Here is a 23,254-nt window from a genome sequence, read left to right on the forward strand (position 1 = left end):
TTTGAGCTCCAACGCGGTGCTTTCGATCGGTGCCGGGTCATGTTCATTTTGAATACGCGGCAACTTCCCAGCGGCTGAGAATGCGGTGCACAAGCACGGTTAGGGGAACTGCTGTGAACAGACAATAGCTGATGATCGAAGCAGCCAGCGCTCCGGGGAGACCGATCGCGCCCACGAAGTAGATCTTCAGAAGCAACGTGGCGATCGCTGTGGGGATTGCGACATAAAGCTGGATATGGAAGATGTGCAAACCGTTCAGGAAGCTCGAGAGCACGTTTCCGCCGGCCTCCACGACCTTCCAAAGGGCAAAGCTTGCCAACAGAGCGACGGTCGGCACCGCTGCGGACCCGACCCAATGTCGGATGATCCACGGGCCGAGAACAACGAGCAAAAGCGAACCTGCCGCAGAGAAGAAGATACTTCCGGATGCCGCGCGCCGGACAGTGGCGGCAACCCATTCGCGATCGCCGCGAGAGACCGCTTCGGAGTAAGCGGGCCACAGCGGAGCAGTCACCATCGCGACCGACATTGACACGATCGCGAAGAGCTTGTCGGGAACGGCGTATTCCGCAACCGCTTCAGGTCCCAAGACTTGGGCAATCACGAGATTGGTCGTCGAATAGGACAGTGCCATCAGCAGCTGGATGAGAAAGAAGTAAAACCCCTTCTTCACGATCTCACGTGCGAAGCGGCTGCTCACGGCCGAGCGGTTCGGTTGCAGCCCCGGCTCAGAGATGGTGAAGAACACCACGTTGTTCAGAATGCCGGCAATCACGGGAGCGCCCGCGAAGGCGGCCACCAGCCAGGGCAGGCCGCCCTGGCCATAGACGACCAGCAGGACGCCAAGCAGCGAGAAGAAGCTGCCGATACACTGCCAAACGCTGGCGGCGAAGCCTTGCTGCAAGCCCATCTGTACGCGCTGGACAACGGACACGGGCCCCGCAGCAAGCAAACAGCAAATCAGCACCACAATCGATGGGCCGGCTTCGGCGGCAGCGACGGGCGAGCGAACGTTAAAAAGCCGCGCCCAGTCGTAGGCCGGATAGAGTAGCGCAAAAAGGACGGCCAGAGCCGCCGACAAGCCGATCAGCGCGACAAGCGCGCTGGAAATGCATTCAACGATTTCCGCCTTGTTGTCCTTGCCATGAGCGCGGGCGATAAGGCTGAGCACTCCGTTGCCCATTCCCAGATCGGTAAAGGACAGCAGAGCGACGAAAGAGTTGATCGTCATCCACATACCGAACCGCTCGGGCCCAAGATAGTGGAAGGTGAGCGGAATCGAGATCAGCGAGGTGCCGACAGAGATCACCTTGCTCGCCATGGAGGCTGCGGCGGTCAACAGCAATCGCCGCTGACGCTCATGGGCCCTGCCCTGGGCGGTCGAGACATCCCCAGGTCTTAATCCTCCAAGCAGACCCTGATATTTCTTGGCTCCCGCGGCCATGCTCACCCACGCTGTCGCTGCGATGCACAAACTATTTGCCCCAGGTGCACCGGCCTGTCCAGCAGACGATGTAAACGTCCTTACTGGTCAAACTTCAAGAAAACGGGGGCCTTGCTCAGCTCGACCACCCGACCAACGGTTGCCACTTCGCCACCGAAGATATTGCTGATCGTTTTCGCCGATCCAATATTCAGCCGTAATCCGTCCTTCAACGACCACGCGGCGACTACGCGCGTGCCGGTGGCAGACCTTAGTTCACAGCGCCATATCTCCGAAGAATCTCGTCGACAGGGCTGCACCATCGTGGCGCCGAGCATCCAACGCTTGGTCACGGAATAGGCACGTCCGGCCGGGGTATTGCGCAGGGTCCCGATCGAGGAATGGTCGTATGCATACCAGTAGAAGCGCGAGAATCCTGAGGACCAATGGAGCAACAGGGCGCGGGCGACGAAGGCCGCTTGATCCTGCGGGTCTGGCAAGCTGTTCGGGCGATCGCTCCAGGCACCTTCCGTGCTCCAGAGAGGCTTCTGGTCCAGTCCATATTTGCGCAGGACCGGAAGGATCGGCGCGACCAGTGCACCAGGCCCGCGATAGCCAGGATCAATCGTCTCCGGATAGTTGGTCTGCGTCCCCGTGTAGGTATGCAGGCTCACGACATCCACGTCACGAGTGCCGCCGGCGGCGAAGTACCGGTCGGCATAGTCGGCATGGCGCCCGTTGAGTGAGGGGGTGATGATCTTTGCAGCGGGATCGATCCGGCGGATGATGTCATGGGCGCGATTGGTCAGCTCGACCATATCCTGCACGGCAATCTTCAGATCGTATTCCGGCTCGTTCCAGAGCTCGTAGAATTTGATGCGCCCCTTGTATCGCGTCACCAGACGGGTCACGAACTCGTCGAACAAAGCGATATCCCGTGGCATCGAGGCGCATCGCATGATCGCCGGCAAGCTGCTTGGCTCACATGCACTCTGATCTCGGGCCGCCCACGCCGGAACGGCTTTGAAGCTATAATAGAAGTCGAAGCCGAGCCGTTCGGCGGTGGAAACCCACGCGTCAAGATTTGACCAGGAGTATGATTGCGGCTTCGCCTGGATATACGGCCAGTTTATGAAAGTCCCTTTGGCGAGCGATCCCGTGTTGTCGACGTTGACAGACGACGTATTGATGTGGGTCATACCAAAATATTCTGAGGGAACGCGCCCACCAGCAAATGTGGTGCCACCGACAACCAAGAGGCAAACGAAACAAATGAGCGCTTCGAAGAAGTACCTCATTGCCCTACTTGCTTTCAGCCATCTCTACTTTGACTGCCGGGGCTTTGCCACGCACCCTCAGTATCGCGCCGAAGAATAGCAATAGTCGTCTCTCGACAAACAAGTGAACGAGCAATCCGAATGCGATCGCGAACGCGAACGCGAGAAGTAGAGACAGTAGCGGCGGCAGCCATGAAAGATACCGCAGCACGACCGAATAAAACCCGAGAATCGCAATATTGCTCATCAGATAAATGGAATAGGACGCCGATCCGAGAAGATCGAATGCACGCTCAATAATACTAGTAGGACGCTTCATGTTAAGGGCAACAATGAGAACTAGTCCGGATAGCGGCCCAAGAATCAGCGCTCCCGCCCCACCCCCAGCGCTAAGACCAAACAAATCGGCCACTGTAAATTCGACCAATATCAAAGAAAGAAGCGCAGGCAAGGGCAGTGATTGCAAGGGATTCAAGTTACCCTTTTGTAGCGAAAGAACTCCAATGAGGAGGCCGATTCCAAACTCAACATTCACCGGGTTCAACAAGAAATTAAGAACCCTGTAATCATCGCCAAGCGGCCCTAACGACTCACGTGCAAAGAGCCAGAAGATGGGAGCTACGCACCAAAGTCCTATTAGAACCGGCAACCGAACGATCAAGAAAGACAATGCAAAAACCAAATAAAACAGCGCTTCGTGACGCAGCGTCCAAACGACATTGGGGCGCACTTCCCCAAATGGCCAGAGAAACATTGCGTTCAGATATGGCCCCGCCTCAAAAGCACCGCGCCCAAGAAATCTCGCGCTCGCGTATAGGCCAACCGCAAACCACAGGAAGGGCACTATCCTGACAAATCGCTTCAGCGCAAAAACATAAACACTCAAACGACTCTCTAAGGACGCTCGTTGGAGCGATGTCACCGCGATAATGAAACCGCTAATGACAAAAAAGATATCTACGCCAATCCAACCGTATTGAAGGTGGGCCGCAAATCGACCCGGTCCTAGAAACTCAGGCAACTCCATGATAGACGCCGCATGATCGAGGACTACCAAAGATGCAGCAATGCCTCGCAGATACTGTATTCCCGTGATCTCTCCGGGCGGAGTTTCCGTTGTGGACATCAGTCGCTCGAGTTTCCACGGCTCACAGGCCGCCTAGACTGATCACGGTCCTGATCAATCACTCGTGAAGCGATATCCGATATCAGAAACAACCCCCAGATGAGGGCTGAAGCTTGATAAACCTGCAACATCGGATTTGCCGAACAATATATAACAAAGATAAGACAGAACACGACTCCGCTGCTGGCGAGCGCAAACTCATTCCCGGCGAGACCTCCGATAGATACTAGAGATCTTTTTGCAGCCAACGCAATACCGACATTAAAGGCTGCATATCCAATCAAACCTCCTTCAAGCAGCACGCAGACGTAATCAGAATGGATTTGAGCAAGACCAGAAGCATAATTTGCCGTCCAGAACGATAGGAGACTGGCCACTTGGACGGACGTTCCACCTGAGAACAGCTCACCTACGAGCCAAGAGGAGGACTCAATGCGCTGGAAAGCCAAATCCATGATTGCCAAACGGACAGTGGAATTCGATATCCCGCCCAGAGCATCGGATTTGGCCGTTTCCTCAAGCGACGTGACTAGCTGCGCGACCTCCGGAAAATAGTGGAGCAGAAAGGGCACTAGTGCAGCCAAACCTATGATTCCATAAGTGATCAAAGCTGCTGGCCTGATGCTTCTCGACCGAATAAGCATACAAAGCGGAGCGCACGCAGCAGTCGCAAGTAGAAGACTGCTGGAAGGACGCAAAAACTCGGACAGCCCCGTCAAGAAGAACAACAGGAGCAAATAAGAGAAGCTTCTGTGCGAGAGGTAGGCTAACCCAAGCGCTGCCACAAACACCATCGATTTAAGATGGTTCGTCTGGTTGGCCACATTCGCAAAATATGCCAGACCGCTGTAGTTGCGAAGAATGAGCTCGCCATCGTACAGAATGCATAAGACCAATAGCAACTGTTGAACTCGACTATTCAGTTGCCGCAGGTCTCGCCCGTATTTACTTGGATCAAACGCAAGGCTCATACTGTAAATTAGACTAGGCACAAAGGCCGACGCGTAGCTATTTGTATCGCCTTCGCCTACCAGCTGCGTCAGGAATGGAATCAGCGAAACAATAGTGAAGAACAAGAAGATTGTCGGAGCGTTAGATCCGAGCCTCGATCGAGAACTCCTTAGCCACCCAATCGCAAACGCAAAGAAAAGCAAAAGAAAAAAGGCATATTTGCCTATCGCACCAATTCCTGCGGTTGAATACCCCAGCAGATTGAAGTAGTCCGCATAGGTCACTAGGGCATAAAAAGCCCAGAACCGCAAGAACGGCCAAGAGGCGACGTCCGGTCTTGCTATTGATGGGAACCTGGTGACATGAGACAACGGTCGCGTCACCAGCCCGGTCGATTTTGCCAGCGCCACGCCTCGCTCCGCCTAGAACTTCTCAGTCGCAATGTATCGGAAGAACTTCATCTTCGGCTGCGCACCGAGAACGAGGTCCTTCCGTCCATATGCGGGAATGTCGGCGTCAACGCAATTATCCGAGCCGGGATAGCACAGCTTTACCTTAATCCTGGTCGGGCATTTGTTCAGCGTGCTGACCACGTGGTCGTAGAGGTCCGGGTTAAGCGTATGGCTGCGCGCCACGCCTTCGTACCTAAGGCACGGCTGGCCGCCGTAGTCCTTATGAACCTTTTTGGTGGGGTCTTGCGTATTGTCCTGAAAGGTCAGCCGGCTCTGAAGGCCCGGCGTAGACGTCTGCGCCAACGCGCCCTCGACCGCGAACAAGGCTGTCACGAAGATACATAGCGCAAATGGCAGTTTCATTGCTTTCACCTGTCAGCGCCAGGGGCGAGGATCGCGCTCTCCAACACCGGGCACCTTTATCACGAATCCATCCTTTTCGAGGGTGGTCACCAGTGTCGTCTTCTGAGCAATCGGGACCGCGTCCAATTGTCGGATCAGCGCGTCGCGGTTCGACCAGCCAACCGTTTCCATGTTGGTCGCGGCCGGGCCGATCATCCATGACCGGACCATGCCGGCGAATTCGGCAGCGACCTCCCGCTGGAGCGCTTCGGGTAATTGATTGAAGATCGCCAAAGCAAAGCGGTTTCTCGAGAGCGAGATCCAACCCTCATACGGACCGGCGCGATATGACATCGCGAGGGCCGCCGCCGCCTTTTCCGAGAATCCCTCCCTCATATTGAGGAGCCAATAGCGGACAAACCAGAAGTAGGGTTCTGCGGGCGAGGCCGACAGCAGTTCCTTCGTGGAGGCATCGAGGAGGTCCATCAACTCGTCCAGCCGCGCATCGGCTCGATCGATCGCGCCCTCGAACCGCCCCAGATCAATCGCCGCCATGGCGCGCCAATAGGATGCGCGCTCGACAGATGCCTCCAGGTGCCGCGGGCGCTGCTCGATGATCCGGTCCAGAACGGACGTCTTGACCCGGTCTCCGTCGATGACGTGGCGGCCGAGCGGCTCGACGATGGAAGTATTCCAGAACACCGAATAGACCGTCGCGCACCATACGATCGCGCCCGCCCCGAGTACGGCCAGGCAAACTCGTGCGCAGGTCCGAGCCGTAAAGCTAGTCGGTGTAGCCATAGCGTGCGTAGTATTTCTGATAGTAGTACTTCCCGTGATAGGATTCGTACCGAGCCAGTAGCGCGGTATCGGCCTTGTTGAGCACGACGCCGAGCAGCCGATCGTGCACCTCCGGCGCATTGGCCAGGTTGTGCCGCACCACGTCCATCTTCGTTTTCCCCCACTCGACGACGAAAACGTAGGAATCGACGATAGAGGCCGTCACGCGCACGTCCACCACCGGCGCCATTGGCGGCAGGTCGAGGACAACGTAGTCGTAAGCCTTGCGCAGCGAGGCCACGAACTCGGCCATCGATTGTGACGCGAGCACGTCGTTGGTGTGGACTAGCTTGGAGGTCGAGCCAGCGGGAAGGAACGCCAGGCCGGTCGCTTCATCCACGATGAGCGCCTCTTCGAGCTTCTTCTTGCCCGACACGACGTCAATAAGTCCAGCGGTGGCCGCCGGCGCCATCGCCCTGGAAAGAGACGGATTTCGAAGATCGGTGTCGAGCAGGATGACGCGCGCGCCGGAGTGGGCAATCAATTGGGCGAAGTTGGTCGACACGGTGCTCTTGCCCTCATTTGGCAAGGTCGAGGTCATGGCAATGACCCTGTTCTCACGGACGACTGAATTGAGATCGACCGCCACCTTCACTGTTCGAATCGCTTCGCTGAAGCGGGAAATCGGATTGTGGAGCACGTATTTCAACAGGCCAGACTGCGGATCCGATTTGCGGGTTCCAATCTCGGCGCTTCCGGTTTTGCCAAGCCACGACGGCTTGGTGCTCTCTCCAGCAACGATCTTCGGTAGGATCGCAAGGCAATTCGTTTGCAGGACTTCCTCAACCTGATCGGTTGTCCGGAACACCTGGTCGAGGAACTCACGCAGAAAAGCGATACCGAAAGCGAGCGCCAAGCCGGCAAACAGCGCGGCCCCCAGAACGATAACCGACTTGGGATAGCTTCGAATCAGCGGACGGGACGCCATGCTGATAAGGCGCGCTTCGGTGATCGGGAAGGACTGCTGTTGGACCGACTCCATATAGCGCTGAAGGAAATTGTCGTACATGGCTTGGTAGGACTGCGCATTGCTTTCCAGCTCGCGCAGCTGCACCTGGGCCTGATTCGTGAGCTGCGATTCGGAGACCACATTGTTCAGGCTTGACTTGATGCTCTCCTCGCGCGTGACGGCGATGTCGTAATCGCTCTTGTAGGACTCCTGGATGCGCCTCAGCTCATCCTGGATGTTCTTCTTGATCTCAGCCATCTGCCGGCGAAGGTTGACCGCGGCGAGGTGGTCCGCGCCGTACTTGGCGGCCCAGATCGATTCCTTCGAAGCCATGTCGACATATTGCCCGCGCAGCTTCACGATGGTGTCGTTCTTCAGCGCGTCGGCAACGTTGGCGTCCGGAATTTCCTGCTTGAGCATGTCGTTCATGCGGTCCAGCCGTGCCTTTGCTTCGGCGGTCGCCGCGTGCGCCATGATCAGCTGGCTGTTGACCTCGGCGAGCTGCTGCTCGTTCATCAGCCGGCCGCCCGTGTCCACGATATTGTTGGCGGTCTTGAAATCGACCACGGCCTTTTGAGCCGCCGAGGCCTGCGTGCGAAGCTCCTTGATGCGGTCCTGGAGCCACACGCTGGCGCGACGCGTCGCTTGATACTTCGCCTCGAGCTGGTCGACGACATAGGCATCGGCGATGGCGTTCGCGATACGCGCCGCCTTCTCCGGATTGGTGGAGGTAAAGCTGATCTCCATCACATAGGTGAGACCGATGCGCTTGATCGTGCGGGACCGATCGAAAACCGCGAGAGCCCGGCGCGTCTGCTCGAACTCCGAAGCTCCGCCTTGATTCGCAAACAGCTGCCCGATGAAGCCGACAACGGCTCCGATGACGCCGCCGCCCGGATTGACGAATTCGGGGTCATCGATCAGGCGCAAGTCCCTGATAACTGCCAGACTGATATTCTCCGACTTCAGGATCTCGACCTGAGTTTCAACGGTTGACGAATCGACTGTGACGTCACCGAGCAAAGAGGGTTGCTGGAAGAGCTGGACCTTCCGCGTGTCGATGACCAGCGAGGCTGTCGCGGTGTATCGAGAGGCAGCAGTGAATAGATACAGCCCACCGACGATCAGGCAGGCTGCCAGAATGGCCAGCATGGTGGGAAACTGGCGACGAATAATTCTGAGGTAATTGGAAATTGTGTCCGATGCAGGCGATCCAGGCACGTCGCCCGCCGGGTCCACGGACGTCGGCCGTTTCGTTATCTGCAACATCTAAGTCTTATCCCCAAGGACGTCGCGCGCCAGAGGCGGAAATATTGTCGAAATAAAGCGCGCCGCACCCAAGGATGCGGCGCGGACTCTTACTAAGAGCTTATAGTCGGAGCCACTCGCCCCACCTAGTTAGCCGCTCAACGCGAACTCACTCTGCTGCTCGCAACGGACGTCCCCGTCACACCAGCAGAGGCGTTTGGGGACACTGAAGTCGCATAGTGAAGGCCACCGAAGGAGGGCGCACCGTTGTTGGCACCGCCGGTGTTGCCGTTTCCGTTGACCGGACCACCCGAACCGCTGCTACCGCCACCGCCACCGCCGGTCGCGGCGATCGCGACGTCGCCGGTTGCAGCCTGGTAGGCGGCGATCACGTCGGCGTTGCCGGTGTTGGCGATCGCGGTCTGGATCTCATTGGCAAAGGGAGCGTCGGACGTCGCGGCCATGCGGGCGACCTGGGCGAGACCGCCGACGATCGCGCGTATCTGGTCCTTGGTGGTCGCGGGATCCTTCAGGAGCGCGATCAGGCCGGGGAGCGTGGTCGGATCGGAGGCGCCGAGGTCGCGCACGCGCGAGATCAGCTGCGGGCCGCCGGTCGGATATTGCTGCAACAGGCTGTTGGGGGAGGCCTTGAACTCGGAAATGACAGTGGCCGGCAGCTGGCGCTGCGGCGGGTAGACGGCGGCGCTGGCGGCCGTCGTGATCGTCGCCACGAGGGCCGTGGCCGCAGCCATCCGAACCGCAACCTTAATAAGGCTCATAACATACCTCCAAATATAAGCTGCCCCCTGCCTGGGCAAATGGCCGTGCAGCGCAGAAGGTAACGCATGACAGTACGCCTGTCCATATATTCTAAAAAGTTCGTAAACAGTGCAACTGCTTCAAAACTAGACGTTTTTGTCAATCCCGATACGCTACCGGGCGCCAATTTCCCGCGCATCTTGCAGCCTTCGCCGCAGATCACATCAACCCTTGGCTGAAACATCGCGGGAGCGGAAAGACTGGGCCAGACCAGCACCAAAGAGAGCAAAGAATGGAATTGTGTAGCCCGGCACTTGAAGCGTGAAGTCCAACATCGAGTGGAGCGACGAGAGGGCGGCTGTGCTCAGGGCCGCGAGCGGAATGATGACGTCGCGCCGACGTACGAACACTCCTTTCGTCAAGAAAATCAACATGATAGCCCAAGCGAGCGCGATTAGAAGGGCAAGAGGCAGACCGACTTCGGATGCAAGCTCCAGCGGAGTTGAGTGCGCCGCATCCCAAACGCCGCTGATCGAAATAACTGAACTGCGATACGGGGGAAAGGCGCGCTCGAACGTCCCCAAGCCGGTCCCAAACCACGGATTCTCGGCAATTATGCGGACCGCGGACTTCCAGGCTTCAACCCGCCCCTCATCCACAAGATTCTGCGTCTCAAATCGACTGCCAACCTGACCTCCCAGGAGCTGCAACAACCCGAGCACGATGATCAATCCTGCGCCGAGCGAAATCAGCAGACCTGTCCTCGGCCGCAGATCCTTTCTCACCTGGAGCGTGAACGCGACAATCAAAGTCAGGAGCGAGAGGATGACGCCCGCTCTCGACGCAGTCATGAACATCGCCAATAGGCATAAAAACCCCGCCACGATCGCAAGACCTGGTTGCTCTCGAAGCGCGCGAGCAAGCGCTTGAATCAATCCCCTCCAGAAGAAGCTGCGCTTTGGAAGGTCGGGGCGAATTTGCTCGACGATCAATATCATCCAGATGACCACGCAGGAACCAAAATAGGCAGCAGCGGTGTTTCGGTTGATGAAAGTACCGGTCACGTTGGGAAGGTAAGCCTTCTTCTCCCGCCACAGGATCATGGTGGGCTCGATCAGGAACGAGAGCACGCCGTACAGCGCGTACAGCGCCCCCGAGCTCGCGATCACCCACAGCAAGCGGCGCGCGCGCTCGCGATCGGCGCCGACGGTGATGCCGAGGACGATCGCGAGAATGTTGGCAAGCGGCGCACCGAGCGCGAAGAACGCCTCGTTCTTCACGATCGAGGCGGACGGGGCGATCGGCACGCCCAGGAGATCCGACGCCTGCTTCCAGATCGGCTGGAATGGCGCGACCCAGGGATGATCGGAGAGCTGCTCATGCAGCACGAACGCATAACCCACGACGATCAGGCCGATGCCGGCCAGGAGCCACAGATGCGGCCGGCGCAGATCGCGCGTCGGCGCGAAGATCACCGCAATCCCAAGACACAGGCACCAGAACGCGATCGACAGATCATTGGTCGAGCCGAACGGAAATGGCGCAGTGGCGGCCACGAAGAACAGGATGAAGGTCGCGGGCACGCTCCATGACCAACCAATCCTGGACCAGCTTATGTTGGGAGGCCAAAAGCGCATCGTCGTCTTGGGGCGAGCCCTGCTCTAGCTGAGGAAGCAATCGATCGAATAGATCTTCAGATCAACGTTGAGGCGGCTGCTCCGGGTCTGCGCCCGGAACGCATAGAATACCCCAAAGCTATCGCTTCCCGGATCGAGTTTTATTCCAGGGGTTAATTCGTCGGGCGGCACCAGAAGGCCGATGTGCCGGTTGATGGCGAAGATCTCCATCCGCCCCTCCCCCTCGCCGAAATGCCCACCGAGCTGCGTCACCGTCACCTTAGGCAATCCGCGCCGCTGGTGACAAACCTCCTCCACCCACAGCTTGGTCTGCTGGGTGAGCGGCCTGTTGGCGGCATCGGGGACAACGATGTCCGGGAAGGACGGGTGCAGCATCCCGAAGAACCGGCTCTCCCTGGAGTTGGCTGACAAGTGAACCGTGAAGGAGAGCTCGCCCCTGGCCCCCTTCAAGCGTTGAAAGATCGGCGCATCGGGTTCGGCGGAGACCAGCACGTCGATCCGGTGCCGGACGCCGGGCTCTCCAGCGGCGCCGGACGCTTCCCCAAGCAGACCAGGGCCAGCAACGACAAGGACCAGACACCACCAGAATGCTTGCAGTCCAAAGCGCATGAGGCCTCGCGACACTGTGGGATGACCGATCACCGGCGACCTGCTCAGTGGGACCTTGATCCAAAGAGCCGGCAGCACCGCTTGGATCGCTCAACAAAAATGGCACCGGGACGAGCCCCGGTGCCATCGATTGTGGTGGATCAGACTGGCCCCGCCTTACGGCGCCAGCTTGATGTTGTTGCGGAAGATCAGCGCGTCGTTGGAGAGGTTCACGGCATCGCTGCCGGTCGCCATGATCACACGCAGGTAGGACAGGAACTTGGCAACTTCGACGTTGCGCGAGTTCGAGACGTAGATGATGTCGCCGTTCTTCATCATGACCTTGGTGGCCAGGAAGAAGCCGCCGGGATCGCGGAAGTTCACGTTGAAAATGACCGGGACCGTCTCCGAGGTGTACTTGCTCACGTCGATGCCGAGCTGGGCAGCGACCTCGCGCGGCTCGCGGCGATAGAGAAACACGGCAGCCGGATCGGCCTGGCCATCCAGGAGACCACCGGACTTGCCGACCGCTTCGCCAAGGTTGATGCGCCAGGCATCGAAGTTGAACTCGCCGCTCTGGCCGCTGGCGCCGAACGCCAGGAACTTCTGCTGCTCGCGGTAGACGTAGATGCTGTCGTCGGGGCGAACATAGACGTTGTTTTCGGGCGCCATCACGAGATTTTCGAATGGCACGGTCGCCCGCCGTCCGCCGCGCTCGAGCATGACCCAGGTCTCGAAGCCCTGGCCCTTGATGCCGCCGGCGCGGGTGATGGCGTCGAGAACCTTATCCTTTGCGCCCGCCGCGCTCGCCGGATAACGCGCCGGCGAATTGACTTCGCCGAGCACGCTGATGAGCTGGGTTCGCTGCGAGGACATCGCAACGACCGCCTGCGGCTCGATGGCGCGGTTGCCGATCTTGTCGATAATCGAGCGCTGGATCTGAACCGCCGTCAGGCCCGCAGCCTTGATCTGGCCGGCATAGGGCACCGTGATGAAGCCATCATTATCGACCGCTTGGTCCGGGATGGTCACGAAGTTGCCCGGACGGACGCCGGCTTCCGCCGGGATGAACAGACCGCCTGCCGCCGCTTCGAAGATGGTGACGCTGACGACGTCGCCGATGCCGAACACGATGCTGGCCGGGGGCCGCTTGTCGGTGAAAGCGCCCGCAAGCCCCTTGGGCTCGTGAGTGTGCAGGATCTTCACCGTGGCCGGATTGAGTGGCACTAGCTCATAGGCCGGCGCATTTTCAGTCTGGATCTTGTTGTTAACGTCGTCCGTCAACGGACCCGAGCCGGGATTGGTCGAACAGGCCCCCAGCGCCAAAGCGGCTGCCAGAAACGCTGGCTTGAATAAATAAGACTTGGCAAAGGAATGCATGAATCGCGCCCCAGGAGACCCCAATTAGCCTTCGATTGGTACGGCGGAGCGGCGGGTGCGACAAGGGTTCCGGAGTGGTTAACGGTGTATCGGTTGGCCACTGTTGCGTGTGGGCCACTCTTTGGAGCTTAGTTTAACCCTTTGTGACCGTTTGTTGTATTTCGTGTGCCCGGTTGACGAGCAAACCGCCCAAGTCGAGGGCTCAGCATGGCGAGAGCAAGGCTTCTTGACCTCACCACCGTCTGCTAAGGCTGGGTTCCGTTAAGATAGGACTCCCCGTGTCTGGCCTCCTTCTGATCACGCTGTTGGCAGGTTCCCTCCTTGGTGCCGCGGATCGCCCATTGGACCCCGCCACCCCCTGCGCCGGCAGCGCGCGATCCCCGTGCCAGGCCGCGCCCATCGTTGAGGTGGCCGCCCCCACCCCCTCCTCCATCTGGAAATTCACCCGGACCCAGGGGACCAAGGACGGCGAGAGCTTCGCCGCCATCATGAAGACGGCGGACACGACCCAGTCGGACCCGGACTTTGCCGGCCTGATCGTTCGCTGCGCACCGAGGGGCAAGATCGACGTGCTGGTGGCCCTGATCCGGCCCTTCCCGCCGCGCAGCCGCCCCAAGGTCACGATCACCGCGACCGGCGGCGGCACATTGACCTTCGATGCCAGCATGGCCGCCGCGGGGGCTGCAGTGCTCCTGCCCGACGAGGTCTCCGCCTTTGCCGCCGGCAAGTGGCAGACGACGCCTTCGTTGTCCGTGGTGGTCAGGGAAGGTGACAGCGAGATCAAGGGTGTGGTGGCGTTGGCCGGGCTGCGGGAGGCCTATCACGCGTTGCAGGCAAATTGTGGCCAATAGGCCAAATTTAGCCATACAACTTAAGGGTCTTTTTAGGGGGGAAATCTAGGGTCCGAAACACGGAGAGTGTTTCGAATGACCGCGCTTTTAATTTTCAGCTTTCTCGTAGGTGCCGTGCTGGGCCAACGCTTTCGCGTCCTGGTGCTCCTGCCGTTGACCTTCGCCATGGTGCTCGCCGCCATCCCGGTCGGCTTGATGGTCGATCTCACGGTGCTCGATAGCCTGAAAGGCGTGGCGCTCGCGGCCATCGCCCTCCAGGGTGGCTATCTCTTCGGGTCAGCGGCGCGCTTTGGACTTGCCGCCACGCGAGCCGCCCGTGTCTTCCCTCGCCCGATCAAGGCCACCCGCTGATCGCGCCGATCGACGCGGCGACGAGCCCGCGCACGAACGACCCAAGGTCGAACCGCGGGTCCGAAGCAGGCCTCTGTTTGAAAACCATCCGCCCGCTTGTATGGTGACCTGACCGTTTCAGGATTCCCTTCGAGCGCGCCGTTTGTCCCTCGCTTATTTTGCCCTCATCGTTTCCATCGTCTCCGCTTCCGCTCTCGAAATCGCCGGCGCCAAGGTCGGTGCACAGCTGGGGACGATGGCCGCAGCGCTGAGCTTGCTGGCGGCCGCCTCGAGCACGCGAAAGGCCGACTACGATCATTATGTCCGCGCGACCTCCTCGGGCCGCTGGATCCTGATCGCCATTCCGCTGTGTATCGCGGCGCAGCTCGCTCCGCTTCCGCTGAGCTGGGCGCATCCGATCTGGGCCAGCGCTCACGACGTCCTTGGAGGCCTGTCGCTCGGGCCCATCACAGCCGATATCGGCTTGACGGCGAGCGCGCTGCTGCTCGCGCTTGCGGTAATCTCGTTGCTCGGCGTCACCATCCTGGTGGTCCGCGACCGCGGCCGCGCCGAATTGGTCCTCTTCGTGCTGAGTGGAGTAACCGCGGTCTCCGCCTTGATTTTGGACTTGCATCGGCTGTCGCCGGCAGTTGCTGCAGCCGCGCCCTCTGACCTCGCGACGACCTTGGCCGGCCTCGGTCTCATGCTTAATTTGGCGATCATGCAGCTCGCTGCTGAACGGGCCGAAACGCGTCACTCGGTTCTTCGCTCGATCGCGATCGGCCTTTGCGGTCTTGTCGGGGCTCTGGTCAGCGCAGCAGCGATATTTGGGTTTTCCGGAACGAACAGCGCGATCGCAGCGGCCTTTGGCGTTGTGCTGATCCTGCTGATCCTCGTCATTCGCAGGCTCGATCTCTCACCATTGGCAGCGGGCGCATTGTCGTTGGCTGCATTGATTGGCGCGACCATCGTCCTGACCTTCCTCTTCGAGAAGAGCTCTGGACCGATCCTCATGCGACTCGTCCCGGACGCGGGAGGTGAGACGAAGGCAGCCCTCGAGCGCATGTTGGCCGACACACGCTGGTTCGGCGCGGGCGCAGGGACCTTTTCGGCCGTCGCGAGGATTTATCAGAGCGAGTCTGGCGCGACGTTGACCGCGCCCTCGGCCGCAATGGCAATCTTTGCGGATATGGGATGGATCGGTTTGGTTGCCATGATGGCGGTGAGCCTATTGGCCCTGGTCCGCCTGTTCTTCGGCGCGCTCCAGCGCGGACGCGACTCGTTCTTCCCCGCGGCGGCCGCCGCCTGTGTCTTGTTCGCACTCGTCCAGAGCTTCTCCGGCCCGGGACTATTGTGGCCGGCAGCAATCCTGTGCCTTTCGGCGATCGTGGGATTGGGACTGTCGCAGAGCGTCAGCCAATCCTCACGATGAAGTCGGTTTCTCAGACCGCACGATCGCCGAGCGACGCCCAGTAGTTCGGGTTCTTGGGCGACTGGATACGGACCCAGCGATAGGGCTTCTTCGACCACGGCAGGATGTGGCCGGAGAGATTGTCCAGCACGAGATCGCCTGAGAAGGTGCGCACAACGACCACGAGATGATGCTCGCCCCAGCTGGTCACGACCTCGCTGAGCAGCACCGAGCGCGCCGGGAAACCCTTGGCAATCAAATCGTGGCGTTTTGTCACAGCGTAGTCGTTGCAGTCGCCACTCGTGGGATGCAGCAGCCATTTCTCGCCGCGCAGCCCTTCCAGATTGGCTTCGGAACGGATGGCAGTGTTGACCTGCTGATTGACCTCTTGCATCTGCGCCAACCGCTCCGCGGTGAGCTTCAGACGACCGCCTCTGAACACGATCTGCTGCGGCCGCGGCTTGCACTCGTCCTTGTACTTCAGGCAAAAGATCGTGAATGCCATCGGCGCCAGCGTCGGCTGGTCGAACTTGATGTATTGGATGGCACCGCGCAGCCCCAAGGGCGCGCCGACGAAGGCAGCCTCCGCTCGCTGCTGCCCCCCGGCAACAGCGACGACAGCGGCCACGGCCGCCAGGAACTTTACAACTTTGCGCATGTCGCGCTCCCCGTTCTTGTTGGGGAAACGCTACGCGAGACGTCTTGAAATACGGCTCAAAGGTCGCGCGATCCTTTAATCAAAATGCGGGCTAATCGGTCGGAAACAATTAAGAATACCGACGTGTGACTTGTTCTGCTAAGAGCGATCACGACGTTCTGCTCGTGACGCTAGAAGCGATTCGACCGACCTGATGGGCCTTTCCAGCCGCTTTCGAAAGAAGACCAAGCCTCGGCTTCCCGACGGCGTTCGCGTCTATGCGATCGGCGACGTCCATGGCCGCGCCGATCTGCTTCAATCATTGTTAACCGTGATCGATGCCGATCTTGCCCGCTCGTCCCCGGGGCGAGCCATTCAGGTCTTTCTCGGCGACTATGTCGACCGGGGCCCAGACTCGCGTGCCGTTCTTGATCTCCTGATTGAGCGCTCGAAGTCGCACGAGACGGTCTGCCTCAAGGGTAACCACGAGGTCTTCCTGCTCGAGGTTCTCAAGGACCCCGCCCGCCTGCAGGAGTGGCGCCACTATGGCGGCCTGCTGACGCTGGTGTCCTATGGCATCAAGCCGACCATGAACCCGTCCGCAGAGCAGCAGGTCGAACTGATCGATGAATTGACGCGCGCGCTTCCACCCGAGCACCTCGCCTTCCTCCAGCAATTGCCCTCCTCCTTCACTTGCGGCGACTTCTTTTTCGTCCACGCCGGCGTCAAGCCGGGCATTGCGCTCGATCGCCAAAAGGATGAGGACCTGCTTTGGATCCGCGAGGAATTCCTGGCCTCCGAGGAGCGCTTCGGCAAATATATCGTTCACGGTCATACGCCGGTCAGCGCACCCGATATTCGTTCAAACCGCATCAACATCGATACCGGTGCATACGCGACCGGAAACTTGACGCTGTTGACGATCCAAGGCGATAGTCTGCTCGCAATTTAGAGCACTGGCCGAACCTCTGTCCCGTCGTTGGCTCGCCCTCACCGCCTCGCCGATCCCCACCATGAACCGCATCATCCTGCTTCGCGTCATCGGCATCTGCATCGCAATCCTGCTGGCGCTACACGCAGGCATGGCCTTCTATGGCGATCTCATACGACCGAGCTTTCGCGCGAGCGACTTGTTCTCGGGCGAGATTCCGCCCGACAAGGCCAAGCTGGCGGCCGCGGGTGGTTTGGCATCCCTTTCATGGGATGGCGACCTGCTTGCGAATTACGCGGCAGCAATGGCTGCCGACGTTCTTCACCGCCCTTCAGCTGAGGCGGGTGGCAGGGCCAGCGAGAACAAGTCAGCTCAAAGTGCCGTCGTGGCCGCCTTGAAGGTATCGCCGATCAGGCCCGCACTCTGGCTCACGCTCGGCACGCTGCAGGCTCAGGCCGGTGAGGCGGTAACGCCGACGGTGAAAATGTCTTACTTGACCGGGGCGGTGCCGATCGATGTCGCCTTCTCTCGCGTCTGGACCGTGATCTCGAGCGCGGCTGCGACCGATGAAGAGATCAAGCTCCTGGCGCAATCCGACATCCGGTCCGCGCTGGCCAATCGCTCTCGTTACGAGCCATTGCTGATCGCGGCCTATGTGCAGGCAACTCCGCAAGGCAAGTCGCTGCTGTTGGAGACTACGAAAGTGACCGATCCCAAATTCAACGAGATTTTGCGACGGTACTGAACCCGTGCGAGCTTCGTCGCTGTCGCTTCGGAGGCCGCCGCGAATGTCTCAGCGCACGGATTTCGGATTGACCGGGACAAAGTCCTGATCGCGGCGCGGCTGATCGGGTCGCCCCTGATAGACGAACATGCCTTTCTTTGTCGCGACGATGTCGCCGCGCTGCAGGCTTTCGTCGTTAAGCAGACGTTCGGTCGCGACGAGGTCCGGGTCTTCCGGAATTGGCCTATAGAGCTCTGGATGCTCCCGCCGCTCACGCGAGACCTCCCTGGCCCGTCGCCGTGCGTCCTCGATCCGCCGACGCCATTCGTCGCGTGATATTTCCGGCTCGCTCGGCGGAAAATAGTCGTTGAGCGAGGGCTCCGGTTCGGTCTGGGCGAGGCACAATGAAGGGTGGACAAGACCAAGGCCGAGCGCGCCGGCAACAATCATGACCGCCCGAGACGGCGCTCCAAACCGCTTTCCATAATGGTCACGCCGACCCGTTCGCACACCGATGACTCCAGGCAGAACGACAAGGACGACCATTGCCCATATCCTTATCTCCAGCTCTTCAGTCTATACCCTTGCCGATTGCAAGAAAGCCGATTCACGGGCAAACTTTCCGCTTTGGCTCGTGAGGAATTCGGCACGTGGCTCGTAGCATTGCTTGGTGGCTCTGGCGTTGTGCTCCGGGGATGCGGTCCAGCCCGTCCCGTGCGTCAAATGGTCTAAGACCTCATGAGCTCATTGCTGCTAGCTTTCGGCTTCCGCTCCTGGAGCCGCCGAGGGTGCGTGCAAGACCGATATTGCTGCCAGTCATCTGCGTCGCGGTCTTCGCCATGTCCGGCCCGGCGGCCCACGCGAGCCCGTCCTGCGTCAAGGAGCGGACGCCATTTGCCTTGTCGGGAGATACGGTGACGTGGACCATGTCGATCGCGCCTGGGGCGGATTGCATCCAGGGACTGCGTTTGTCGTATATGCAGATCTTCAGCGTGTCAGTCGTGAGCGGACCATCACGGGGACAATTAAAGGTGGTCGGGTCCGGCTTCCGCTATTTGGCAGACAATCAAGCGCGTGGCCCCGACAAGTTCACGCTGCTGATTTCGGGCAAGAACGGTCGTGAGGCCGGGACATCGACCCTGGAGGTCGAGGTAAACCCGCAATAGCTTGTCTCACAACGTCCACAGAAGCGGCGGCCAGGGCGACTAATAACGACGGCTCGACCCGCTGCCCCGGGTTCTGTTCCCGTAATAGGGCCGGGCACGACCGCCGCTGGTGAGCGGCTGCTGGATCTGGCTTGGAATATTCCGCGTCGCTGTGGAGGGCGACGGCTGCGACGGGTTGACGATGATCACATTGCGATTGGGCGTCGAGGGATCATTGACGCCCTGAGCCCAGGCGCCGGCCGGCGCGACAAGTGCGAGTATGATCAAGACTAATCGGTTCATGCGATATCTCCCGAGCAAGAACGTCAGGGAGGCGAACACCGTTCCTTCACGGTTCGTTGCGTAAGCTCATCGAGGCACGGCAATCAGCTTGCCATCCCTCCAGACGCCTTGTGCTGCTCTTCCGGCAGGAAGGCTTCCCGCCGTCACATTTCGGACGGCCGTCGGCCGAGACGCGGCTTCGGTGGTCTTCGCCTTCTTCGTGGGTGTCGTGATGATGCTGTTGCTGGTCGTATTGGCCTGATCCTTAACCCCCTGCGCAGAAGCGGACTGAGCCAGGAAGGCCAGAAACATGATTGCCGTCAAAACGCCGCGCATGGTCAAACACCGGAAAGAGGAGCTCGGCGAAATGTCACAGGTTTTTGCCCAAAAGCAAGCTCTTCGAGACGATCGCGCGGGGCCTTTTCGGGCCGGAACCATGAGAGCGATTCACCGCAGCCAGGAATCCCGGGTGAAAAAGCCTAGCGAAACCGCTGTATCCGGGTTAGTTGATCGGCCTTGATGACCGATCCCGGCGACACTGCAGCCAACGCCCTGAAGGCGCAAGAGATCAAGGCCGGACTTGTCCGCCTGTTATCAGGGCGGATCCGCGACATCTCCGACGATCCCCGGCAGATGCGGGACGTCGTTTACGAGTTGGCCCGCGTCAAGCTCCTGGAACAATTCACCCACGCCGACGCGCGGGAAGCACGAGAGCTCCAGCAAGTCCTCGAACGCGCCATTCGGGAGGTCGAGCGGTCCTTTGAGCGAAGCGAGACATCCTCGCCGGCCAAGGCTGCCACGATCCTCGTGCCGAATTCTCCGCCGGTCGACATCCCTGTTCCTCCGCCCTTTCCGACGTCGCCTGCTTTGGCGTCATCGACCGGTCCGACGGCTGCGGAGACGCCTAGCCGTGCTGCCGCACCGACAACATCGCACGACCAAGCCAAACGGCGCGGCGCCTTCAATTCTCTCGCTCGATTAGCCGCCATCCTCCTGCTCGTTGCGGGTGCCGGGGCCGCGGCTATCTATTGGACACGGGTAAGGACGCAACCGACCGCATTGTCGCAGGTGGCGCAGCCGCCAGAGCGCGCACCCACAAACCCGGAACCGCAGTCGATCGCTCCCTCGTTGGGCGGAACCGCTGATAGCTCAAACGAGCCGGCGCAAGCTGCAGAACCCTCAATGCCCGTGCCGACAACCTTCGGCGTCTACGCCTTGAGCGAAGGCCAGCTCCATGAGCTCAAGTCGGTGCCTGGAAAGATTCCGGACCGGCGCGTCGCGATCTCGGCAGCTATCAACACGCCGAGCGCAACCACATTGACGGACGGCGACGTCAAATTCATCGTGTTCAGGCCCGACGGGGGCGTTGATGCAAACGGGACCGACGTTCGGGTGGTGGCGAAAGTCTCCCGGTCGATGGGCGTCGATGCCGCCGGGAAAGCCTCAATGGTCAGCGCTGGCGATTCCTGGGTCATTCGCAGCATGTCCTACCCCTACAAGGTAGGTCCGATCGACGACCAGTCGAGAATGCTACTGCTTCAACCAGAGCAAGACGGCTTTACGCTCGCTCCCGGCCGTTACATCGTGGTGGTCAAGGGCATGGGCTACGACTTCACGGTGGCCGGAACGGTCACCGATCCCAATCAATGCGTCGAGCGCATCAATGCGGCGAATGGCGCGTTCTATTCGCCCTGTCCGCCGCCCCGACGCTAGCGCATGATCCGGAATAGCGTGCAGCGGATTTCCGAAGGAATCATGCTCAAGCAATGAGCTAAAGCGCGATGACGATTCATCGCATCGCGCTTTGGCCGCAGCCTTCCTCTATTTGGTCGGCTTGGTGTCCTTTGGTGCGTCCGACGACATGTCGTCGACCTTGCCGTTGTTCGCGACGCACTTTTGATAGTACACGCGCTGATCCTTGCTCGTTCCCTTGGCGCTCCCAGCCGCAGGGTTGCCGATTTGTCTGGGCGGAAAGGCCTTGGCCACCGCCGCATCGCATGCGCGCGCCACTTCGGCCGTGATGGCCGAAGCCGTCGCCGGCGCGGCCAGTGTCAAAACACCTGCCAATCCAACCAACGTCCGCAAATTCTTGACCGGCACCTCTTTCGCTCCTTCGATCCGTGATGGTTGCCGGAACCATAGCAAAAAGGATCGAAGCGCCAAACCGCAAAGCGGCGCCGAAGTGTCACGCGGTCGACCTTGCCTGCCGGAGGCATTGCACGTGACAGAGCCGTGAAATCCGCTCGTCGCCTCGGCGTCGTCACGTATCCGGAAGGCGGCGGGGTGTGGGAGCAAATCCCCGGTACTAGCTGTTGAGCTGGGGCGGCTTGAAATCCGGAAAGCGCGTGAGCATTGCGGTCTTGACGAACTTCAGGTGAGCAATCGTGCTTGCCAATTCCTTCAGCCGCCGCTGGCCATTCGAGATGTCGGCCGCAAAGAGATCCTGATGATAATTGTCGAGCGGCTCCCGCTCGAGATATTCATCGGTGCCATTTCCGAAGGTGACGGATGCACGTGCAAGGGCATCGTCAACACGCCGGTTGAGGCCGGCCTGTTCCTTCTCCGCTTCCTGCAATGCCGTTTCGATCGCCGCCAGCACGGCACCGATCCGAACGCGGTCGGTCTCGGCATCACGCTCGGCGGAGCGGGCTTTAAATCCTTTGTCCTCGCGGCGGGAGCCGAGAAGATTGTGTGCGCGCGCTCTCAGGAACAGCTGAAACATTTGGGCCATCCCACATTCGAGATTTAGGCGGCTAACCATCGGTCAGACATAGTTAACAAAGCTTAAATGTGGCGTCCGCCCCGCCTGGCTTTGTGCGATCCACGCCCGCCAGGCTTCTTCGTGCTTGGAATAGAGCTCGAGCCATCGAACTTCGCCCGCGGCGGCGGCCCCTTCATCCTCGCGGATTTCAGCCACGATTTGAACCGTCTGCTTCGATGAAGGATCGAGCGCCTCGAACTCCGCCGTTTCCTCGAGCGAAAGGCCGATCAGGACGCGATACCCTTGGGGGTCGACGAAATACCTGCGGGGCGCGTTGTGCCTTTGATCAATCATTGGAGAGGCCCTCGTTCATGATCCAAGGCCCCGGAAGATCTTTCAGCCGGCGATCATAGGCACAAACAAATACACTCAAAATGAGGCCGCAAGTCGCCGCGCCCAGCAACGCAATCACATACGCCATCCACGCCTACCTACGCGAGCCCCGGAAAAATCGAGGCGGCTAAACTGTCGCAATGAACTGATACGTTTTAGGCTGCCCCTCCGAAAGCCTCAAGGACGGCGGCAGATTAACCTAACCGCATATGGTTATCCGGCCTCGCCATCACGACCATTCGGCAGCTGGTGCGCCACGCATTGTCGATCATGACGATGGGGGCTGACTTCGACCAGCTCCCATCGCGGCGGGCGTATAGGGGGCATAGAGACGATATCGTGCCGATCGCTTGCGCGAGCGCCACGCCCGCACGCCATAGCCGCAACAAAAGCCCGCTACGAAGATCGACGCCAAAACCAAAATTGCCAACATCTGGAATGTTCCGATTTTTTTGGAACGTTCCTCCCATGCTATTTCATCTTGTCGTTGTCACGACTTCAAGACAGCCACCGCTGAAACTTTTGTCAGACGAAGATGAAGTTTGTGCAACGTGGTGCTTGAAGATTGGTCGTCGCGCGAGAAGCGAGGGGCCGAGGGAACGACGAAATCTCTCATTGCTCGAGAGTCAAATCCTGCCGGGGATGTTAACCCGCGTTCACCCCGCCAAGCAGCCTCAAGTCGCAAGCGCGCCATGATCGAGCACGTCGACGCGCCTCGCGTGATGAAGACTTCGCCGACGCATTCTCGAGCGCGGCTGCTGGCGATTGCAGACGACATTGACGAAAGCTCCGTGGTTATACGGAGCACTATGCGGCTATTTCATCGCGGTAAGGTTGAGCGGTTAGCTTAACCTGCGTTGTTTGTTGCGAACTGTCG

At 59.7% G+C, this 23,254-nt stretch carries 25 protein-coding genes; 7 read left to right on the plus strand and 18 right to left on the minus strand.

The genetic code is table 11. The features are described from left to right. Nucleotides 1-43: 43 nt before the first annotated feature. The 11 genes from NLM27_RS23640 to NLM27_RS23690 all read right to left on the minus strand — a co-directional run bounded on the left by NLM27_RS23640 (nt 44) and on the right by NLM27_RS23690 (nt 12,972). A complete protein-coding gene (locus NLM27_RS23640; protein WP_254145616.1) occupies nt 44-1,339 on the minus strand; it encodes an oligosaccharide flippase family protein in 1,296 nt (431 codons plus the stop codon). Nucleotides 1,340-1,524: 185 nt separating this feature from the next. Then, a complete protein-coding gene (locus tag NLM27_RS23645; RefSeq protein ID WP_254145617.1) occupies nt 1,525-2,622 on the minus strand; it encodes a cellulase family glycosylhydrolase in 1,098 nt (365 codons plus the stop codon). Between the two features lie 103 nt (nt 2,623-2,725). Then, nucleotides 2,726-3,826, minus strand: a complete 1,101-nt coding sequence (locus NLM27_RS23650) for an acyltransferase (RefSeq protein ID WP_254145618.1) — start codon at nt 3,824-3,826, stop codon at nt 2,726-2,728. Next, nucleotides 3,826-5,187 (minus strand): hypothetical protein, encoded by a 1,362-nt coding sequence (locus NLM27_RS23655; protein ID WP_254145619.1) that lies wholly within the window; start codon nt 5,185-5,187, stop codon nt 3,826-3,828. The genes NLM27_RS23650 and NLM27_RS23655 overlap by 1 nt, the downstream gene beginning before the upstream one ends. 12 nt (nt 5,188-5,199) lie before the next feature. Beyond that, complete coding sequence (locus NLM27_RS23660) at nt 5,200-5,592, minus strand: hypothetical protein (protein ID WP_254145620.1); 393 nt, start codon at nt 5,590-5,592, stop codon at nt 5,200-5,202. Between the two features lie 12 nt (nt 5,593-5,604). Then, a complete protein-coding gene (locus NLM27_RS23665; protein ID WP_254145621.1) occupies nt 5,605-6,126 on the minus strand; it encodes a hypothetical protein in 522 nt (173 codons plus the stop codon). A 229-nt stretch (nt 6,127-6,355) separates the two neighbouring features. Beyond that, complete coding sequence (locus tag NLM27_RS23670) at nt 6,356-8,629, minus strand: polysaccharide biosynthesis tyrosine autokinase (protein ID WP_254145622.1); 2,274 nt, start codon at nt 8,627-8,629, stop codon at nt 6,356-6,358. A gap of 137 nt (nt 8,630-8,766) precedes the next feature. Further along, nucleotides 8,767-9,387, minus strand: a complete 621-nt coding sequence (locus NLM27_RS23675; RefSeq protein ID WP_254145623.1) for a hypothetical protein — start codon at nt 9,385-9,387, stop codon at nt 8,767-8,769. A gap of 204 nt (nt 9,388-9,591) precedes the next feature. After that, entirely contained in the window at nt 9,592-11,004 is a 1,413-nt protein-coding gene (locus NLM27_RS23680; protein ID WP_256570016.1) for an O-antigen ligase family protein, read from the minus strand. A 24-nt stretch (nt 11,005-11,028) separates the two neighbouring features. Next, on the minus strand, nt 11,029-11,613 hold the full coding sequence (locus tag NLM27_RS23685; protein ID WP_254145625.1) for a hypothetical protein: 585 nt from the start codon (nt 11,611-11,613) through the stop codon (nt 11,029-11,031). A gap of 156 nt (nt 11,614-11,769) precedes the next feature. Next, the gene (locus NLM27_RS23690) at nt 11,770-12,972 is read right to left on the minus strand and encodes a polysaccharide biosynthesis/export family protein (RefSeq protein WP_254145626.1); all 1,203 of its coding nucleotides are present in this window, start codon (nt 12,970-12,972) and stop codon (nt 11,770-11,772) included. A gap of 341 nt (nt 12,973-13,313) precedes the next feature. Here NLM27_RS23690 and NLM27_RS23695 point away from each other — a divergent pair, with 341 nt between their 5' ends. The 3 genes from NLM27_RS23695 (at nt 13,314) to NLM27_RS23705 (ending at nt 15,585) form a co-directional block, all read left to right on the plus strand. Next, nucleotides 13,314-13,823 (plus strand): hypothetical protein, encoded by a 510-nt coding sequence (locus NLM27_RS23695; RefSeq protein WP_254145627.1) that lies wholly within the window; start codon nt 13,314-13,316, stop codon nt 13,821-13,823. A 75-nt stretch (nt 13,824-13,898) separates the two neighbouring features. Further along, nucleotides 13,899-14,174, plus strand: coding sequence for a hypothetical protein (locus NLM27_RS23700; RefSeq protein WP_254145628.1), 276 nt, complete (start codon nt 13,899-13,901; stop codon nt 14,172-14,174). A 142-nt stretch (nt 14,175-14,316) separates the two neighbouring features. After that, nucleotides 14,317-15,585, plus strand: a complete 1,269-nt coding sequence (locus NLM27_RS23705; RefSeq protein WP_254145629.1) for a hypothetical protein — start codon at nt 14,317-14,319, stop codon at nt 15,583-15,585. 10 nt (nt 15,586-15,595) lie between these two features. Here NLM27_RS23705 and NLM27_RS23710 read toward each other — a convergent pair whose 3' ends face one another. Beyond that, complete coding sequence (locus tag NLM27_RS23710) at nt 15,596-16,222, minus strand: transglutaminase-like cysteine peptidase (RefSeq protein WP_254145630.1); 627 nt, start codon at nt 16,220-16,222, stop codon at nt 15,596-15,598. Between the two features lie 193 nt (nt 16,223-16,415). On the opposite strand from NLM27_RS23710, the gene NLM27_RS23715 reads away from it, so the two are divergent. Together NLM27_RS23715 and NLM27_RS23720 are read left to right on the plus strand one after the other, a co-directional pair. Beyond that, nucleotides 16,416-17,153 carry a metallophosphoesterase family protein gene (locus NLM27_RS23715; RefSeq protein WP_254145631.1) on the plus strand — a complete coding sequence of 246 codons (738 nt, stop codon included), beginning with the start codon at nt 16,416-16,418 and terminating at the stop codon, nt 17,151-17,153. A gap of 61 nt (nt 17,154-17,214) precedes the next feature. Beyond that, complete coding sequence (locus NLM27_RS23720) at nt 17,215-17,877, plus strand: hypothetical protein (RefSeq protein ID WP_254145632.1); 663 nt, start codon at nt 17,215-17,217, stop codon at nt 17,875-17,877. A gap of 48 nt (nt 17,878-17,925) precedes the next feature. Here NLM27_RS23720 and NLM27_RS23725 read toward each other — a convergent pair whose 3' ends face one another. Beyond that, complete coding sequence (locus tag NLM27_RS23725) at nt 17,926-18,306, minus strand: hypothetical protein (protein WP_254145633.1); 381 nt, start codon at nt 18,304-18,306, stop codon at nt 17,926-17,928. A gap of 356 nt (nt 18,307-18,662) precedes the next feature. Between NLM27_RS23725 and NLM27_RS23730 the strand changes: the two genes are divergently transcribed. Then, on the plus strand, nt 18,663-19,022 hold the full coding sequence (locus NLM27_RS23730; protein WP_254145634.1) for a hypothetical protein: 360 nt from the start codon (nt 18,663-18,665) through the stop codon (nt 19,020-19,022). A 39-nt stretch (nt 19,023-19,061) separates the two neighbouring features. Here the strand turns inward: NLM27_RS23730 and NLM27_RS23735 are convergent, their stop codons facing one another. Continuing rightward, nucleotides 19,062-19,304, minus strand: a complete 243-nt coding sequence (locus tag NLM27_RS23735; protein WP_254145635.1) for a hypothetical protein — start codon at nt 19,302-19,304, stop codon at nt 19,062-19,064. A 66-nt stretch (nt 19,305-19,370) separates the two neighbouring features. Beyond that, on the minus strand, nt 19,371-19,619 hold the full coding sequence (locus NLM27_RS23740) for a hypothetical protein (protein ID WP_254145636.1): 249 nt from the start codon (nt 19,617-19,619) through the stop codon (nt 19,371-19,373). A 183-nt stretch (nt 19,620-19,802) separates the two neighbouring features. On the opposite strand from NLM27_RS23740, the gene NLM27_RS23745 reads away from it, so the two are divergent. Beyond that, a complete protein-coding gene (locus NLM27_RS23745) occupies nt 19,803-20,996 on the plus strand; it encodes a hypothetical protein (RefSeq protein ID WP_254145637.1) in 1,194 nt (397 codons plus the stop codon). Between the two features lie 108 nt (nt 20,997-21,104). Here the strand turns inward: NLM27_RS23745 and NLM27_RS23750 are convergent, their stop codons facing one another. The 3 genes from NLM27_RS23750 to NLM27_RS23760 form a co-directional block, all read right to left on the minus strand. Continuing rightward, on the minus strand, nt 21,105-21,383 hold the full coding sequence (locus tag NLM27_RS23750) for a hypothetical protein (RefSeq protein ID WP_254145638.1): 279 nt from the start codon (nt 21,381-21,383) through the stop codon (nt 21,105-21,107). 205 nt (nt 21,384-21,588) lie between these two features. Further along, nucleotides 21,589-22,005 (minus strand): hypothetical protein, encoded by a 417-nt coding sequence (locus NLM27_RS23755; protein WP_254145639.1) that lies wholly within the window; start codon nt 22,003-22,005, stop codon nt 21,589-21,591. 42 nt (nt 22,006-22,047) lie between these two features. Next, the gene (locus tag NLM27_RS23760; protein ID WP_254145640.1) at nt 22,048-22,338 is read right to left on the minus strand and encodes a hypothetical protein; all 291 of its coding nucleotides are present in this window, start codon (nt 22,336-22,338) and stop codon (nt 22,048-22,050) included. Between the last annotated feature and the right edge of the window lie 916 nt (nt 22,339-23,254).

The organism is Bradyrhizobium sp. CCGB12 (genome assembly GCF_024199845.1).
In the GTDB taxonomy this organism is placed as follows: Bacteria; Pseudomonadota; Alphaproteobacteria; order Rhizobiales; family Xanthobacteraceae; genus Bradyrhizobium.

What these genes read in the sequence shown, in the direction of transcription:
- NLM27_RS23645 (WP_254145617.1), bottom strand. Translation starts at nt 2,622, where the DNA reads ATGACCCACATCAATACGTCGTCTGTCAACGTCGACAACACGGGATCG.
- NLM27_RS23650 (WP_254145618.1), bottom strand. Translation starts at nt 3,826, where the DNA reads ATGTCCACAACGGAAACTCCGCCCGGAGAGATCACGGGAATACAGTAT.
- NLM27_RS23660 (WP_254145620.1), bottom strand. Translation starts at nt 5,592, where the DNA reads ATGAAACTGCCATTTGCGCTATGTATCTTCGTGACAGCCTTGTTCGCG.
- NLM27_RS23665 (WP_254145621.1), bottom strand. Translation starts at nt 6,126, where the DNA reads ATGGCGGCGATTGATCTGGGGCGGTTCGAGGGCGCGATCGATCGAGCC.
- NLM27_RS23670 (WP_254145622.1), bottom strand. Translation starts at nt 8,629, where the DNA reads ATGTTGCAGATAACGAAACGGCCGACGTCCGTGGACCCGGCGGGCGAC.
- NLM27_RS23675 (WP_254145623.1), bottom strand. Translation starts at nt 9,387, where the DNA reads ATGAGCCTTATTAAGGTTGCGGTTCGGATGGCTGCGGCCACGGCCCTC.
- NLM27_RS23680 (WP_256570016.1), bottom strand. Translation starts at nt 11,004, where the DNA reads ATGCGCTTTTGGCCTCCCAACATAAGCTGGTCCAGGATTGGTTGGTCA.
- NLM27_RS23685 (WP_254145625.1), bottom strand. Translation starts at nt 11,613, where the DNA reads ATGCGCTTTGGACTGCAAGCATTCTGGTGGTGTCTGGTCCTTGTCGTT.
- NLM27_RS23690 (WP_254145626.1), bottom strand. Translation starts at nt 12,972, where the DNA reads ATGCATTCCTTTGCCAAGTCTTATTTATTCAAGCCAGCGTTTCTGGCA.
- NLM27_RS23700 (WP_254145628.1), top strand. Translation starts at nt 13,899, where the DNA reads ATGACCGCGCTTTTAATTTTCAGCTTTCTCGTAGGTGCCGTGCTGGGC.
- NLM27_RS23710 (WP_254145630.1), bottom strand. Translation starts at nt 16,222, where the DNA reads ATGCGCAAAGTTGTAAAGTTCCTGGCGGCCGTGGCCGCTGTCGTCGCT.
- NLM27_RS23715 (WP_254145631.1), top strand. Translation starts at nt 16,416, where the DNA reads ATGGGCCTTTCCAGCCGCTTTCGAAAGAAGACCAAGCCTCGGCTTCCC.
- NLM27_RS23720 (WP_254145632.1), top strand. Translation starts at nt 17,215, where the DNA reads ATGAACCGCATCATCCTGCTTCGCGTCATCGGCATCTGCATCGCAATC.
- NLM27_RS23725 (WP_254145633.1), bottom strand. Translation starts at nt 18,306, where the DNA reads ATGATTGTTGCCGGCGCGCTCGGCCTTGGTCTTGTCCACCCTTCATTG.
- NLM27_RS23735 (WP_254145635.1), bottom strand. Translation starts at nt 19,304, where the DNA reads ATGAACCGATTAGTCTTGATCATACTCGCACTTGTCGCGCCGGCCGGC.
- NLM27_RS23740 (WP_254145636.1), bottom strand. Translation starts at nt 19,619, where the DNA reads ATGCGCGGCGTTTTGACGGCAATCATGTTTCTGGCCTTCCTGGCTCAG.
- NLM27_RS23745 (WP_254145637.1), top strand. Translation starts at nt 19,803, where the DNA reads ATGACCGATCCCGGCGACACTGCAGCCAACGCCCTGAAGGCGCAAGAG.
- NLM27_RS23755 (WP_254145639.1), bottom strand. Translation starts at nt 22,005, where the DNA reads ATGTTTCAGCTGTTCCTGAGAGCGCGCGCACACAATCTTCTCGGCTCC.
- NLM27_RS23760 (WP_254145640.1), bottom strand. Translation starts at nt 22,338, where the DNA reads ATGATTGATCAAAGGCACAACGCGCCCCGCAGGTATTTCGTCGACCCC.